We start from the raw sequence: 14,512 nt of genomic DNA on the forward strand, positions 1-14,512 counted from the left end.
GTGTCGCCGCTGCATCCTGCGAGCAGCAGGGCTACCGCCATACCAACCACGCTCGCCACGGCCCGACCATCGTAGACGGTCCAGCACGGATCGTGCGTAAAACTTTGCGCAGGGGAACGGCCCGTCCACGCAGACTGCGCAAAGCTGCGCGAACCTCGAGCAGCGGACGCGGGAAGCTGCACGGTCGCGCCGTGGGAGGATGTTCGGGTGGATCGGCTCGTGGCGGCGTTCAGCGACACCGCCGCGCCCTACGAGCTGCGCGTCCACCAGAGCCGGGCGCTGGCCGAGATCGACAAGTTGATGATCAACGGTGGACGGCGGCGCGCCTGGGTCGTCCTCCCGCCCGGAACAGGCAAGACGCTGGTCGGCCTCGAGACGATCAGGCGGCTCGGCGCTCCGGGCGTTGTCTTCGGGCCGAATACGGCGATTCAGACGCAATGGGTACGGCAGTGGAACGCCTTCACGCCGCACACGGTCGACGCCGGCGCGGAGCGCACGCTGACAAGCCCCGTCACCGCGCTGACCTATCAGGCCCTTGCCACGTTCGACGCGGACGAAGAGGTCGACGAAGAGGGGCGACAGGCAGCGCGCAAACGGCGCGGCAGCCTGCTCGACCGCCTGCACCCCAACGGTCAGGCGCTCGTCGAGACGCTACGCCAGACCAAGCCGCTCACCGTCGTGCTGGACGAGTGTCACCATCTGCTCGAGGTCTGGGGCAGGCTGGTCGCCGAGTTGCTCGAGCTGCTCCCCCATGCCTACGTGCTCGGCCTCACCGCCACGCCCCCGCGGTCACTCACCCGAGAGCAGACGCAGCTGGTCGACGAGTTGTTCGGGGCACCCGTCTACGGCACGTCGATCCCCAGTGTCGTACGCGAAGGGCACCTCGCCCCCTTCGCCGAGCTGGCCTGGCTCACCACGCCCGCCGGCACCGAGCGGGACTGGCTGCAGGCCCAGGCCGAACGGTTCCAGGAGCTCACCACCGACCTGCTCGACCCCGCGTTCGGGTCGACGAGTTTCCTCGGCTGGCTCGACCAGCGGTTCGTCCACCGCACCCCGCCGGTCGCGTGGCATCGGGTGGAGCGCGACGAGCCCGCCCTCGCCGACGCCGCGCTCAGGTTGCACTACGCCGGCCTGCTCCAGCTCCCACCCGACGCCCGCGTACGTGAGGAGCATCGCCATCCGCCCACCGCCGACGACTGGGTGGAGCTCCTCGACGACTGGGTACGCAAGCGCCTCCTGCACTCCGACGACCCCCGCGACGAAGCCGTGCTCAAGGAGCTGCGCCGCGCGTTGCCGAGCGTCGGCTACTCCCTTACGAAGCGGGGCATCCGCACCGGCCGCTCCCCCGTCGACCGGGTGCTGGCCCGCTCCGCCGCCAAGTCCCACGCCTGCGTTGACATCACCGCCGCCGAGGCCCGCAACCTCGGCGATCGCCTCCGGATGCTGGTGCTCTGTGACCACGAGCGTGCCGCCGCCACGTTGCCGGCCACCCTGCGCAATGTGCTGGCCGCCGAAGCCGGTTCGGCCCGGCTGATCCTCGGCGGGCTGCTCGCCGACGAACGCACCCGCCTGCGAAACCCCATGCTCGTCACCGGCCAGACCGTCGCGGCCGGGCAGGAAACCGCGGACGCCTTCGCTGCTTACGCTGCCGGCACGAACCCCCGCCTGGAGCTCCGCACCAGCCCACCCGACGCGGACGGCATCGTCGAGCTCCAGGCGCAGTGGACCTCACGTACCTGGGTGCCGCTCGTCACCGCGTTCTTCGAGGCCGGCCACTGCCAGGTCCTCGTCGGTACGCGAGGCCTGCTCGGCGAGGGCTGGGACGCTCGCGGTGTCAGCGGCCTGGTCGACCTCACCACCGCGACCACACCGACCGCCGTCGTGCAGACGCGTGGCCGCGCGCTGCGAACCGACCCCGGCTGGCCGGACAAGGTGGCGATCACCTGGACCGTCGTCTGCGTCACCGAGGACCATCCCAAGGGCAACGCCGACTGGATCCGCTTCGTACGCAAGCACAACGGCTACTTCGGCGTCGACGAGACCGGCGAGATCGTCGACGGCGTGGCCCACGTCGACCAGGCGTTCTCGCCGTTCGCGCCGCCGAAGGCCGAGACGTTCAACGCCGTCAACGCCGGCATGCTGGCCCGCGCCGAGCACCGCGAGACGATCCGCGAGCTGTGGAGGATCGGCGAGCCGTACGCCGATCGCCCGGTGCACACGCTGCGCGTACGAGAAGCGACGGCAAGCCGGGCGCCAATGGTGGCCGAGCAAAGGAAGGCCGAGGAACCGGCCGTCGTTCCCACGCCCACAGGCCTGGTGCGAGTCGACGGCCGGCGGCAGCCCGTGAGCTACCTCCTCCCGGCTGGCGTCACGCTGGCGTTCGGCCTTGTCCTGCTGGCATCCGGCGTGCCCGCCGCCGTCGTCGGAGTGGTCGTGGCCATCAGCGCCACGCTGGCCGCGATCGCGGCGGAACGTACGGGACTGCTGGTCGCCGAGGCAGCCCGCCCCGCCGATCCGGTACGCATCGCCTACGCCGTGGCCGACGGACTGCAGGCCGCCGGGCTGGCGCCCGAAGGCGCGCAGGCGGTCACCGCCCACGTCGACGCAGACGGGGAATACCGCATCGCCCTCCACACCGTCGACGCCGACGCCTCGCGTGAGTTCGCGATCGCCCTGGACGAGGTGCTGTCCCCGATGGCGTCGCCGAGGTACGTCATCCCGCGTTACGTGCTGTCCGCGCCCGAAGGCGTCGCCGCCCGCACCGGCTCCGGCGGCGCTCTGCTGTTCGGCCGGCTGCGGCCGAAAGCCGTGGTCTGGCACGCCGTTCCGACCGTGCTGGGCACCAACGCCAAACGCGCCAAGGCCTTCGCCGAAGCCTGGGAACGCTGGGTCAGCGCCGGACAGCCGCTCTACACCGCGAGCCCCGAAGGCGAAGGCATCCTGGCCAGCCACCGCGGCATCGAACCGATGGACGCCACCACCGCCATGCGGCTCAGCTGGATCTAGCGCCCCGGGCCGCCAGGTAGACCGCGCGCACGGCCACCGCCTTGTCCATCTGCTGCCGGATCGGCGCGAAGAACTGCGCGCGGTACGTCCCGTCCGTCACGGCGTAGACCGCGAAGTAGAGCGCCGAGAACATCGCCAGCAAGCCGGCCACCTGATACAGCGCCGCCCCGCTCGGGGTGCCCAGCCAGGCCACCTGCACGTCCCGGGTGATCGCCAGCAGCCCGAAGGCGACGAAGAACCCGAACACCGCGCCCGCCACCATCGCCGCCTGGATCAGCTGGCTGAACACCAGCACCAGCAGCATGTTGGCCCGCTGCTTGCGCGACAACGGCCGGACCCGGACGTCGTGACCGTCCACGGCAGCCGCGATCGGCGTGTCCGCACACAGGCTCGCCAGCTTCACCGGATCGAGCTCGTCGTTGACATGATCCAGCTCCTCCGCCAGCCACACGACGACGAACACGATCGACACGGCCCCGAACAGCACCAGGACGCCGGCCAGCCGCACACCCGACAATGCCGCCGCGACCTGCCACACCTCGGTGTTGATGAACAGGAACGTGTTGAACAGCAGCAGCATCGGCAGCGCCCGGGTCAGCACCCGCATCACGTCGCCGACCTGGTGGATCACCTGGGCACCGGCCCAGCGCAGGATCGGGAGCACGGCGTACGAGGCGCTCAGATAGATGACCCCGAGCAGAGCCAGCTGGATCGCCAGCAGGACCAGCGCCGCGACCAGATGCCGCCCGACGACGTACGCGATCAGCGGCGGCACGACCACCACGACGGCCACTTCCAACGCCGTGACCTTCGTCGGCAACGCGAACGGGCTCCGCCGCCGCAGCAGGTTGACGACCACCCAGAGCACAACCAGTCCGGCGAACGTCGCGGCGACCACCAGCGCCTGCCGCCAGCCCGTCCACTCCTCGCGGAACACGAAGACAGTGCTGACGAAGAAGACCAGCACCAGCGCCGGCGCGGCTCTGGTCAGAATGTCCTCACTGGCCCGATAGTCCTCGATGAAGTGCGGGATCCCGCGCTCCAGGAACCATCGCTCGGTCGCTTCCAGCTCATCCGACCGAAGTGTGGCGGCCGGTCGCGACTGCCGGCGCTGCCGCTCGTTCACTCCGCGACCAGCTCGACTTCGAAGCCCTGGTCGTCCTCGAGATACGCGGCGTAGTAGTCCGGCCCGCCGGCGTACGGATGCCGGTCGGCGAACATCAGCTTCCAGCCATGATCTGAGGACTCCGCCGTCAGCCGGTCGACCTCCGCCGGCGACTCCACGTGGAACGCCAGGTGATTCAGCCCGGCCCGCATCCGGTCGTGCGCGCCCGGAACGAGCGCTGACGACTGCTCGGCGACGATGTAGGTCTCGCCGAGCCGCCAGCTCACCCCACCGGCGAACTCCTGGAACACGTCGTATCCCAGCTCGGTCAGCAGCCAGCCGAGCGACCCTCGAGTGGCCGCCAGGTCGGCGACCCACAGCTCCACGTGGTGCAGCTGCCCGTGAGAGGTCATCGGATGCTCAGCTCGCGAACACCGCGACTGGCTTGGCGCCCTCGTCGGTGTCCTGGTAGAGCGCGAGGAACCGGCCGTCCGGCCCGAACATCGCGACCTCACCCTGACCGACGCTGACGCCCGGCAGCTTCTGGCCGTACGCCACCAGCCTGGCCGTCGCCTCGTCGAGGTCGTGCCGCGGGAACGTCTTGGCCGCCACGTCGGCGATCGGAATCACCGAGAAGCTGCGCTCGAGCTCACCCATCGTGTGCGCCTCGTCGAGTGAGTAGACGCCGACCCGGGTGCGCCGCAGCGCCGCCAGGTGCCCGCCGACCTGCAGCGAGCCGCCGAGGTCGCGCGCGATCGCCCGTACGTACGTGCCGGACGAGCACACGACCGTCACGTCGAGGTCGATGACGTTGCCGTGCCGCCGCATCTCGCGTAAGCGAAACTCCGACACCAGCACGCGGCGCGGCTGCAGATCGACCTCCTGCCCCTTCCGCACCTTGTGGTACGCCCGCTCGCCGCCAACCTTGATCGCCGACACCGCGGACGGTATCTGCTCGATCTCACCGGTCAGCGGCTCCATGGCCGCTTCGATGTCCGCACGGGACAAGTGCGCGGCCGAGGTCTCCCCCGTCACTCGGCCTTCCGCGTCATCGGTGTGGGTGGTGCGACCCAGCCTGATCGTGGCGTCGTACGCCTTCTCGCTCAGGCTGAGGTGCCCCAGCAGCCGGGTCGCCCGCTCGATACCCAGCACCAGCACACCGGTGGCCATGGGGTCCAGCGTTCCCGCATGACCGACCCGTCGGGTCCTCGCGAGCCGCCGGATTCGTGCGACGACATCGTGTGAGGTCCACCCCGCCGGCTTGTCCACGATGACGATCCCGTCGATCGCCACGTCCCCTCCTTCTCGGATTGGTACGTCTTGTCGGCCTGCCCGCCCAGGCGGCCAAGTGGTACGCGAAGTCGCCACCGGCCTGTCGGCGTTCGGCGCTTCGGGATCAAACAAGCGAAAGTGCTCGGTGTAGCCCTGCTCGAGTTCAGCTCAGTCCAGTTCGTCGTCGGCTTCCCGAGGCGTGCGGTACGGATCGGGGTCACCGGCGTACGCTGCCTTGGCCGCCCGCTGCTCGACCTCGGCATCGGCCTGTTTGGCCTTTCTCACCAGGTCCTCGATCCGAGCGGCCTTCTCCGGCACAGTATCGGGTTGGAAGGCGATGCTTGGCGCATGCCGCAGCCCGAGTTGGTGTCCGACTTCGGTCCGGATCATGCCAGTGGCACTCCTGAGCGCCGCTGATGACTCTTTGTGTTCGTGATCGTCGCCCATGACTGTGTAATAGACGGTCGCCTCCCGCAGGTCCTGGGTGAGCTGAACACCGGTCACTGTCACGAAACCCAGCCTAGGGTCTTTCACCCTGCGCTCGAGGAGTTCCGCGACGAGGACGCGGATCCGGTCGGCGAGCTGGTTCACCCGCGTCTGGTTCATGTCTCTTCCTCTTCCCCTGGCTGCGGTTCAGTCATCACTGGAGAACAGTTGACGGCGCACGTCCAAGATCTCGATCTCGGGACGTGTCGCGATCAATCGTTCCACGGAGTCAAGAACGTCCCGGCACTGCTGACCGTCCCCGCTGACTACCGCGACTCCGATCTCCGCGCGTCGATACAGGTCTTGATGCCCCGTCTCGGCGACGGATACCGCGAACTTACGCTGCACTTCGGCCACTATCGGGCGCACGACGGACCGCTTCTGCTTCAAGCTGTGAACGTCGCCGAGCCGGATGTCGACACACAACGTACCTGTGTACATGGTTCCCACCCCTCGATCCAGCCCGAGCCCGCGACAGTGGCAGACCGGGGAGCAGTCAGATCAACTGACTACTCCCCGGATCGCGCACTATCTAGTCGCGAGGCTTCTCGCGGTTCTCGAAGGTCTCGATCACGTCGCCGACCTTGATGTCGTTGTAGTTGTTCAACGTCAGACCACACTCGAAGCCCTCGCGGACCTCGGTGGCGTCGTCCTTGAACCGCCGCAGCGACGCGATGTCGGTGCTGTCGACCACCACAACGCCGTCCCGGATGAGCCGGGCCTTGGAGTTGCGCCGGATCGTGCCGGTGGTGACCATACAACCCGCGATCGTGCCGAACTTGCTCGAGCGGAACACGTCGCGCACCTCGGCCGAACCGAGCTGCACCTCTTCGTACTCCGGCTTGAGCAGGCCCTTGAGCGCCGCCTCCACCTCGTCGATGGCTTGGTAGATGACGGAGTAGTACCGGATCTCCACGCCTTCGCGATCGGCCAGCCGCTCCACCGCCGGGCCCTGAGCCCGGACGTTGAAGCCGATGATGATCGCGTTGTCGACCGTGGCGAGGTTGACGTCGTTCTCGGTGATCGCGCCGACCGCCCGGTGCAGGATGTGCAGCTCGACCTCTTCGCCGACATCGATCTTGACCAGCGCGTCCTCGAGGGCTTCGACCGAACCGGACGTGTCGCCCTTGATGAGGAGGTTGAGCGTCTGGCGCTGCTCGAGCAGCGAGTCGAGGTTGTCGAGGCTGACCCGCTTGGTACGCCGAGCGAACGAGGCGTTGCGCTGCATCGCTTCGCGCTTCTCGGCGATCTGGCGGGCCTTGCGGTCGTCGTCGACCACGAGGAAGTTGTCACCCGCACGCGGCACCGACGACAGACCGAGCACCAGCACCGGACGAGCAGGCAGAGCCTCCTCGACCTGGCGCCCGAACTCGTCGAGCATCGCCCGGACGCGGCCGTGCGCCTGGCCGATCACGATCGAATCGCCGACCCGGAGCGTTCCGCGCTGAACCAGCACGGTCGCGACGGGGCCGCGGCCCTTGTCGAGGTGAGCCTCGATCGCCAGACCCTGAGCGTCCTGCTTCGGGTTCGCCGACAGGTCGAGCGTGGCGTCGGCGGTCAGCACGATCGCCTCGAGCAGCCCGTCGATGTTGATCCTGGCCTTGGCGGAGATGTCGACGAACATGGTGTCGCCGCCGTACTCCTCTGGGACCAGGCCGTATTCGGTGAGCTGGCCGCGCACCTTGGCCGGATCGGCGTCGGGGACGTCGATCTTGTTGACCGCGACCACGATCGGAACGCCCGCCGCCTTGAGGTGGTTGAGCGCCTCGATCGTCTGCGGCATCACACCGTCGTTGGCCGCGACCACCAAGACCGCGAGGTCGGTGGCCTGCGCACCACGGGCACGCATGGCGGTGAACGCCTCGTGACCCGGGGTGTCGATGAAGGTGATCCGGCGTTCGTTGCCGTCGACCTCCGTCGCCACCTGGTACGCACCGATGTGCTGGGTGATACCGCCGGCCTCGCCCTCGACGACGTTCTCGTTACGGATCGCGTCGAGCAGCTTGGTCTTACCGTGGTCGACGTGGCCCATGACCGAGACCACCGGAGGCCTGGGCAGCTGTTCGCCCTCGTCCTCGCCGAACTCGATCGAGAACGACTCGAGCAGCTCGCGGTCCTCGTCCTCGGGCGAGACCACCTGGATGTCGTAGTTGAGCTCGGTACCCAGCGCCTGCAACGTGTCGTCGCTCACCGACTGCGTGGCGGTCACCATCTCACCGAGGTGGAACATGACCGTCACCAGCGCCGCCGGATCCGCGCCGATCTTCTCAGCGAAGTCGGTCAGGCTCGCGCCGCGCGCCAGCCGGACGATCCCGCCGTCGCCGTGGGGTACGCGGACGCCACCAATTGCGGGCGCCTGCATGTTGTCGAACTCTTGGCGCTTCTGCCGCTTGGACTTGCGGCCTCGGCGGGCCGGGCCACCGGGACGACCGAACGCACCGGCCGTACCGCCGCGACCACGACCGCCCCCACCGGGACGGCCACCGCCGGGAGGACCACTGAAGCCGCGTTGCGGCGCACCGGTCGTCGCTCCGCCGGGACCACCGCGGTTGAAGCCGCCGCCGCCGGGTCCGCCACGGCCACCACCGGGTCCGCCACGGCCACCGCCGCCACCGCCAGGTCCGCCACGGCCACCACCGGGTCCGCCACGGCCACCGCCGCCGCCACCGCCGGGACCGCCGCCCGGACGCTGCCGGGCCGGCATCGAGGCCGGGCTCGGCCGCGGGCCACCGGGACGGTCGCCACCTTCGGGACGCGAAGGCATCGACGACGGGCTCGGCCGCGGGCCACCAGGACGGTCACCGCTCGGACGGTCGCTACGCGGACGGTCGCCCCGGTCGGGACGGTCGCCACGGTCGGGCCGGCCGGAACGCGAACCCTGCATGCCCTGAGTCGAGGTGAACGGGTTGTTGCCCGGACGCGGTGCGCCCGGACCAGAGCGCCGGTCGCCACCACCCGGCCGCGGAGGGCGCGATGCGCCGTCACGGTCGGTACGCGGACGACGCTCGCCGCCCTGACCGCCACCAGGACGGTCGGACCGCTCGCCACCAGGCCTCGGACCACGGTCACCACGGGGGCCGCGGTCACCACGGTCGCTGCCCGGCTGCGGGCGCGGGGCGGGCGGACCCGGCCTCGGACCGCCGCGGGCTGCCGGACGGGCGACGTCGGCGCTGCCGGTGTCACCGGAAGTGCCGGCATCGGCCGCGGGCCGGTCGGCTACCGCGCCATGGCCGTCACGCTGGCCTGGCGCCTGGGACTGGCCCGAACCTTGGCCCTGAGCCTGCCGCTGGGGCTGACTCGGTGCCGCCGCTGTCTCGGACGGGCTCACGAATGTCGGCTGCGCCGGTGCCGGCCGGGGCCCAGGCTTCGGCGCGTTCGGACGCGACGCCTCCTTGACCTCGGGAGCAGTGGCGCGCTCGGCGGGTTGTGCCGGCGGCTGGCCAGTAATCTGCCCAGAAATGCTCTCTGTGACCTTCTCTGCAACCTTCTCGGAGGCATCCTCGGCCTTCTCAGCCGGCTTTGGCCTGGCTGGCGTAGGAGCCTTCTCCGAAGTTTTGTTGTCCGACGTGGCCGACTTCGCCGTCACCTCGGACGGCGTTTCGGCCGGTGCGGCCGGCTTCGGCGAGGCCTTCTTCTTGGCCTTGCCTCCCGCCGGCGGTGAGGAAGCGTACGACTCCTTCAGCCGGCGCACCACGGGCGCCTCGACTGTCGAAGACGCCGAACGAACGAACTCCCCCATTTCCTGAAGCTTGGCCATGACGGCCTTGCTTTCGATACCGAACTCCTTGGCGAGTTCGTAGACCCGGACCTTTGCCACTGCTCTCCTTTGCCTGGCCCGGGCCCCTCGCTTGGGTCCAGGCCGCTAGTTCCTGCGCGTGCTCATCGCTCGGTTCTCATCGAGAGTTCATGAGCCGCTCGACCCTCTTCCTGTCGTTCGGTAGCGCGTTAGGTCCCGCGCTGCCTTGCTTGGTACGTGTGTACGTGCGACGTACGTGTGTTGACGTGTGTTCTGCCTAGTCCGACGCGGCGGAGAGCCGCTCGACATACCGCCGTACCGGCGACACGTCAACCGAGCCTTCCGCGCGCAGCGCCCGGGCAAAGGCCCGACGGCGCTCGGCCAGCGCCAAACACTTTGCCGTGGGATGCAGGTGCGCTCCACGGCCCTCCGCCCGGCCGTCTGGATCCGGGGCGGCGAGCAAGGAGATGCCGCTTCGGCTCAGGACGACTCTGAGCAGTTCGGGTTTGGCCGTGCGTTGCCGGCACCCGACACACGTCCGCATGACCTGCGGACGTGACATAGGCACCCGACCCGTACGACCCACCTTGCGCAAGTGTACCTGGGGCCGCTGACGAAGGTCAGCCGGTTACCGGCGGTTCGGCCGGCGAGGTGGAACCTGCCGTGGGCGCCGGGTCGGTGTCGGGCCGGATGTCGATGCGCCAGCCGGTCAGTCTCGCGGCGAGCCGGGCGTTTTGCCCTTCTCGTCCGATCGCCAGCGAGAGCTGGAACTCCGGAACGATCACCCGCGCCGCCTTGGCCGTGGCATCGACGATCTCGACCTGGCTGACCCGGGCCGGCGACAGCGCCTGCGCGACGTACTCCGCAGGGTCTTCCGACCAGTCGACGATGTCGATCTTCTCGCCGTGCAACTCGTTCATCACGTTGCGTACGCGCGAGCCCTGCGGCCCGATGCACGACCCCTTGGCGTTGACCGAGTTGTTGTTGGAGTGCACCGCGATCTTGGTGCGGTGGCCGGCCTCCCGGGCGATGCCGCTGATCTCGACCGTGCCGTCGGCGATCTCCGGAACCTCGAGCGCGAACAGCTTCTTCACGAGGTTGGGATGCGTGCGGGACAGCGTGATCTGCGGGCCGCGGAAGCCCTTGCGTACGGCCACGACGTAGCACTTGATGCGGTTGCCGTGTTGGTACGGCTCGCCGGGCACCTGCTCCTGCGGGGGCAGCACACCTTCGATCTTGCCGAGGTGAACGTAGACGAGCCGCGGATCCTTCCCCTGCTGGATCACGCCGGACACGATGTCGCCCTCGCGGCCCGCGAACTCACCGAACGTGAGGTCGTCCTCGGCGTCGCGTAAGCGTTGGAGGATGACCTGCTTGGCGGTGGTCGTCGCGATCCGGCCGAAGTCGTTGGGCGTGTCGTCCCACTCGCGGGTCGGCGTGCCCTCCTCGTCGACCTCGGCGGCCCAGACGATGACGTTGCCGGACTTGCGGTCGAGCTCGACCCGGGCGTTCGGCTGGGCGCCGTCGGTGCGCTGGTAGGCGATCAGCAGCGCCTGCTCGATCGCCTCGGCGACGGCTTCGAGCGGGATGTCCTTCTCGCGTTCGAGGGCGCGCAGAACGGCCATGTCGATGTGCATCGGCTCATGCCTCCTCGTCGAGGTCGACCGTGTCTGCCTCATCCAGGTCGTCGAGCTCGTCTGTTTCGTCGTCGGTGTGCTTGCTGAACTCCACCTGGATCCGCGCCTTGGCCACCTGGTCGTAGGCGACCCGCTGGGCGTCCGTCTCGCCCTCCACCTCGAGGTCGGCGCCGGTGTCGTCGGATCCGACGATCCGTCCCACCAGCTTGGCGCCGTCGACGGTGGTGACCTTGACCAGCCGGCCGGCGTTGCGATGCCAGTGCCGTGGCTGGGTGAGTGGGCGGTCGACGCCACGCGAGGTCACCTCGAGCGTGTAGGAGCCCGAGCCCATGAAGTCAGCGTCGTCGAGAACCTTGCCGAGCTGGCGAGAAGCATCGGCGATCCGGTCGAGGTTGACGCCACCGTCCGCGTCGACGACCACCCGGACGACCGAGCGGCGGCCCGCGGACGCGAGCTCCACGGCGTCCAGATCGAGCCCGTCGGATGCCAGGACCGGAGCCAGGAGGTCGGCAATGCGGTCTCTGGTCGCGGAAGCGTTTACCACGGCGCCTCCTCCTTACTGTGTAGTTGTGACCCACCCGGGGCTGCAGTGCGGTGTCAGCGTACCCGCAGGCGGAAATCCTGATCAAACACTCGCGGGCGGACGCGTGCAAGAAGCCGCGCCGTAGCGTCCCCTGACGGCACGGTCCGGCACGTGCCGGCACGCGTGAAACTGATCGCCGCCGAACGCGACATAGGCACCACAGGCGCGGGTTGGGCCTCGTAAGGTACTGCCCGTGACACCGGATCGCGACATCGCATTGGATCCGGTCCGGATGCCGCGCCGGACAGTCGTGCGTGGCGCCCTGTGGACCGGCGCGTTCGTCGCCGGAACGGGGATGATCACCGCGTGTGACGGACCTGATCCGGGTAGCAGTGAGTCACCGACGCCGACGCCCAAGCCCGATCCCGACCTGCCGGTCGTGACCGCGGCGGTGACCCGGACCCGGAAGCTCATCGAGCGCTACACCGCGACGGCCGCGCGGCATACCGGGCTCCGGCTCGACGCGTACGTCGCGCGGCATCGCGCTCACCTGAAGGCACTGTCCGACGGCTCTGCCGGGCCGAAGCCGGCTCCGACGCCGAGTCCTACCGGCTCGCCGACGCCGACGGCCACTGGCGCCGCGGTGCCCGGTACGCCTGGGGCGGCCGTCGAGGAGCTGATCTCGCTGGAGACCGCGGCCGCGGCCGAGCGCGCGAAAGGCCTGGTCAGGGCACGCAACCCGGAGCTGGCGCGGCTGCTGGCGTCGATCGGTGCCTGCGAGACCGTACACGCCCTCACGTTGCCGGAGGTCTCGAATGGCTGACCGGAAGGCCGGCGAACTGAAGGCGTTGCAGGCCGCGCTGGCCGGAACGCACGCGGCGCTGTGGGGGTACGGCGTGCTGGGACCGCGGCTCACCGGCGCGGCGCTGAAGGGGTCGCACAAGGCGTACGACTCGTACCGCACGTTGCGGGACGAGCTGGAGGACCTCGTCATCGCGCGGAAGGGCGATCCGGTCGCCGCGCGGGCGGGGTACCAGCTGCCGTTTCCGGTGACCGACGGGACGTCGGCGCGGAAGCTGGCGCGGCACCTGGAGGACGGCTGTGCCGCGCTGTTCGGCGACCTGGTGGCGGCCGCGGTGACCGCTGAGCTGCGTACGTTCGCGGCGTCGCAGCTGACCGCCTGTGCGCGGCGCGGCATGTCGTGGAGCGACCGGCAGGTGGCGTTTCCGGGGCTGCCCGAGCGGGAGTAGAGCGCATAGGCTCGCACCCATGACGGAAGAGCGGTCGCACAAGGAGTTGCTGGCCCGGCACCAGGCGGTCATGCCGAGCTGGCTCGCGCTGTATTACGAACAGCCGATCGAGATCGTCAGCGGGTCGGGACGCCGGGTCGTCGACGGCGAGGGGCGTACGTACCTCGACTTCTTCGCCGGGATCCTCACCAACTCACTCGGCTACGACGTCGCCGAGGTGCGGGAGGCGATCGCCTCGCAGCTGGCGACGGGTGTCATGCACACGTCGACGGTCTACCTCATCCGGCGGCAGGTCGAGCTCGCCGAGCGGATCGCGGCCCTGTCGGGCATCGACGACGCCAAGGTGTTCTTCACCAACTCCGGCACCGAGGCCAACGAGACCGCGCTGATGCTGGCCGCGCAGTACCGCCGTAGCAACCAGGTGCTGGCGATGCGCAACTCCTACCACGGCCGGGCGTTCGCGACCGTCGCGATCACCGCCAACCGCGGCTGGTCGGCGTCGTCGCTGTCGCCGTTGCAGACCGCGTTCCTGCACGGCGGCTACCGCTATCGCAGCCCGTTCCGTTCGCTGTCCGACGCCGCGTTCATCGACGCCTGCGTCGAGGACCTGCGCGACGTGATCGCGACCAGCACAGCTGGCGACGTGGCGTGCCTGATCGCCGAGCCGATCCAGGGCGTCGGCGGCTTCGCGACACCGCCGGACGGGTTGTTCGGCGCGCTGCAGGCAGTGCTCGACGAGTACGGGATCCTGTTTGTGTCCGACGAGGTGCAGACCGGGTGGGGGCGGACGGGCTCGCACTTCTGGGGTTACCAGGCGCATGGTGCGCGGCCGCACGCGCTGACGTTCGCCAAGGGCCTCGGCAACGGTCTCGCGATCGGCGGGGTGGTGGCTCAGGCCTCGCTGATGGACTGCTTCACGGCCAACTCGCTGTCGACGTTCGGCGGCAACCCGGTCGCGACGTCGGGTGCGCTCGCCGTGCTCGACTACATCCGCGACCACGACCTGCAGGCGAACGCGGAGCAGCAGGGCACGCGCCTCCTGAGCGGCCTGCGGCACCTGGCCGACGCACGGGACATGATCGGCGAGGTGCGCGGCAAGGGCCTGATGGTCGGGGTCGAGCTGGTCGCCCCGGGCACCCGCGACCCGGCCGCGACGGCTGCGGCGCGCTTCCAGGAGCTGGCCCGCTCCCGCGGCCTGCTGGTGGGCAAGGGCGGGCTGTACGGCAACGTGCTGCGCATCGCGCCCCCGCTCACCGTCACCACCGAGGAGATCGACGAAGCGCTCGCCATCATCGCCGACACCCTGGCCGCGATGGCCTAGCGGAGCCGCCGGGTCCGCGTCGCGCTGTCCGGGACGCAGCCAGAGTTAGGAGCTGCGCTCGTCACGCGCTCCGGGCGTTCGCTCACAGCTCGCGGGGTGCGGCGGGCTGTGTCGCTGTTGCCCTGCGGGACAAGCCAAGAGCCAGCAGAACCTGCCCGCCACCTGTGCCGGACGCG

At 69.6% G+C, this 14,512-nt stretch carries 13 protein-coding genes; 4 read left to right on the forward strand and 9 right to left on the reverse strand.

The genetic code is table 11. The features are described 5' to 3' along the window. Positions 1–207 precede the first annotated feature (207 nt). On the forward strand, positions 208–3,006 hold the full coding sequence (locus ACYVF6_RS29655; RefSeq protein WP_460525908.1) for a DEAD/DEAH box helicase family protein: 2,799 nt from the start codon (positions 208–210) through the stop codon (positions 3,004–3,006). Here the strand turns inward: ACYVF6_RS29655 and ACYVF6_RS29660 are convergent. The 9 genes from ACYVF6_RS29660 to rimP all read right to left on the reverse strand — a co-directional run bounded on the left by ACYVF6_RS29660 (position 2,993) and on the right by rimP (position 11,786). Further along, the gene (locus tag ACYVF6_RS29660) at positions 2,993–4,132 is read right to left on the reverse strand and encodes a hypothetical protein (RefSeq protein WP_460525909.1); all 1,140 of its coding nucleotides are present in this window, start codon (positions 4,130–4,132) and stop codon (positions 2,993–2,995) included. The two genes, ACYVF6_RS29655 and ACYVF6_RS29660, sit on opposite strands and share 14 nt — an antisense overlap. Continuing rightward, entirely contained in the window at positions 4,129–4,524 is a 396-nt protein-coding gene (locus ACYVF6_RS29665; RefSeq protein ID WP_460525910.1) for a VOC family protein, read from the reverse strand. The genes ACYVF6_RS29660 and ACYVF6_RS29665 overlap by 4 nt, the downstream gene beginning before the upstream one ends. 7 nt (positions 4,525–4,531) lie before the next feature. Then, positions 4,532–5,404, reverse strand: coding sequence for a tRNA pseudouridine synthase B (gene truB, locus ACYVF6_RS29670; protein ID WP_460525911.1), 873 nt, complete (start codon positions 5,402–5,404; stop codon positions 4,532–4,534). A 147-nt stretch (positions 5,405–5,551) separates the two neighbouring features. Then, positions 5,552–5,989 (reverse strand): ribosome-binding factor A, encoded by a 438-nt coding sequence (rbfA, locus tag ACYVF6_RS29675; protein ID WP_460525912.1) that lies wholly within the window; start codon positions 5,987–5,989, stop codon positions 5,552–5,554. 27 nt (positions 5,990–6,016) lie between these two features. Beyond that, positions 6,017–6,310 (reverse strand): DUF503 domain-containing protein, encoded by a 294-nt coding sequence (locus tag ACYVF6_RS29680; protein WP_460525914.1) that lies wholly within the window; start codon positions 6,308–6,310, stop codon positions 6,017–6,019. Positions 6,311–6,401: 91 nt separating this feature from the next. Next, positions 6,402–9,626, reverse strand: a complete 3,225-nt coding sequence (gene infB, locus ACYVF6_RS29685; protein ID WP_460526591.1) for a translation initiation factor IF-2 — start codon at positions 9,624–9,626, stop codon at positions 6,402–6,404. Positions 9,627–9,882: 256 nt separating this feature from the next. After that, positions 9,883–10,167, reverse strand: a complete 285-nt coding sequence (locus ACYVF6_RS29690; protein ID WP_460526593.1) for a YlxR family protein — start codon at positions 10,165–10,167, stop codon at positions 9,883–9,885. A 58-nt stretch (positions 10,168–10,225) separates the two neighbouring features. Then, a complete protein-coding gene (gene nusA / locus ACYVF6_RS29695) occupies positions 10,226–11,242 on the reverse strand; it encodes a transcription termination/antitermination protein NusA (RefSeq protein ID WP_460525915.1) in 1,017 nt (338 codons plus the stop codon). 4 nt (positions 11,243–11,246) lie between these two features. Continuing rightward, positions 11,247–11,786, reverse strand: coding sequence for a ribosome maturation factor RimP (gene rimP / locus ACYVF6_RS29700; RefSeq protein WP_460525916.1), 540 nt, complete (start codon positions 11,784–11,786; stop codon positions 11,247–11,249). A gap of 232 nt (positions 11,787–12,018) precedes the next feature. Here rimP and ACYVF6_RS29705 point away from each other — a divergent pair, with 232 nt between their 5' ends. The 3 genes from ACYVF6_RS29705 to ACYVF6_RS29715 are packed head-to-tail and all read left to right on the forward strand — an operon-like array spanning position 12,019 to position 14,336. After that, positions 12,019–12,588: a ferritin family protein gene (locus ACYVF6_RS29705; protein ID WP_460525917.1), complete on the forward strand. Its 570-nt coding sequence runs from the start codon at positions 12,019–12,021 to the stop codon at positions 12,586–12,588. After that, entirely contained in the window at positions 12,581–13,015 is a 435-nt protein-coding gene (locus tag ACYVF6_RS29710; RefSeq protein ID WP_460525918.1) for a ferritin-like domain-containing protein, read from the forward strand. The genes ACYVF6_RS29705 and ACYVF6_RS29710 overlap by 8 nt, the downstream gene beginning before the upstream one ends. A gap of 19 nt (positions 13,016–13,034) precedes the next feature. Continuing rightward, positions 13,035–14,336, forward strand: a complete 1,302-nt coding sequence (locus tag ACYVF6_RS29715) for an aspartate aminotransferase family protein (protein WP_460525919.1) — start codon at positions 13,035–13,037, stop codon at positions 14,334–14,336. The last annotated feature ends 176 nt before the right edge of the window (positions 14,337–14,512 follow it).

Source organism: Flindersiella endophytica, assembly GCF_054779015.1.

Coding starts and splice junctions, on each gene's coding strand:
- ACYVF6_RS29665 (WP_460525910.1), bottom strand. CDS start 4,524: ATGACCTCTCACGGGCAGCTGCACCACGTGGAGCTGTGGGTCGCCGAC.
- rbfA (WP_460525912.1), bottom strand. CDS start 5,989: ATGAACCAGACGCGGGTGAACCAGCTCGCCGACCGGATCCGCGTCCTC.
- ACYVF6_RS29680 (WP_460525914.1), bottom strand. CDS start 6,310: ATGTACACAGGTACGTTGTGTGTCGACATCCGGCTCGGCGACGTTCAC.
- infB (WP_460526591.1), bottom strand. CDS start 9,626: ATGGCCAAGCTTCAGGAAATGGGGGAGTTCGTTCGTTCGGCGTCTTCG.
- ACYVF6_RS29690 (WP_460526593.1), bottom strand. CDS start 10,167: ATGTCACGTCCGCAGGTCATGCGGACGTGTGTCGGGTGCCGGCAACGC.
- nusA (WP_460525915.1), bottom strand. CDS start 11,242: ATGCACATCGACATGGCCGTTCTGCGCGCCCTCGAACGCGAGAAGGAC.
- ACYVF6_RS29710 (WP_460525918.1), top strand. CDS start 12,581: ATGGCTGACCGGAAGGCCGGCGAACTGAAGGCGTTGCAGGCCGCGCTG.
- ACYVF6_RS29715 (WP_460525919.1), top strand. CDS start 13,035: ATGACGGAAGAGCGGTCGCACAAGGAGTTGCTGGCCCGGCACCAGGCG.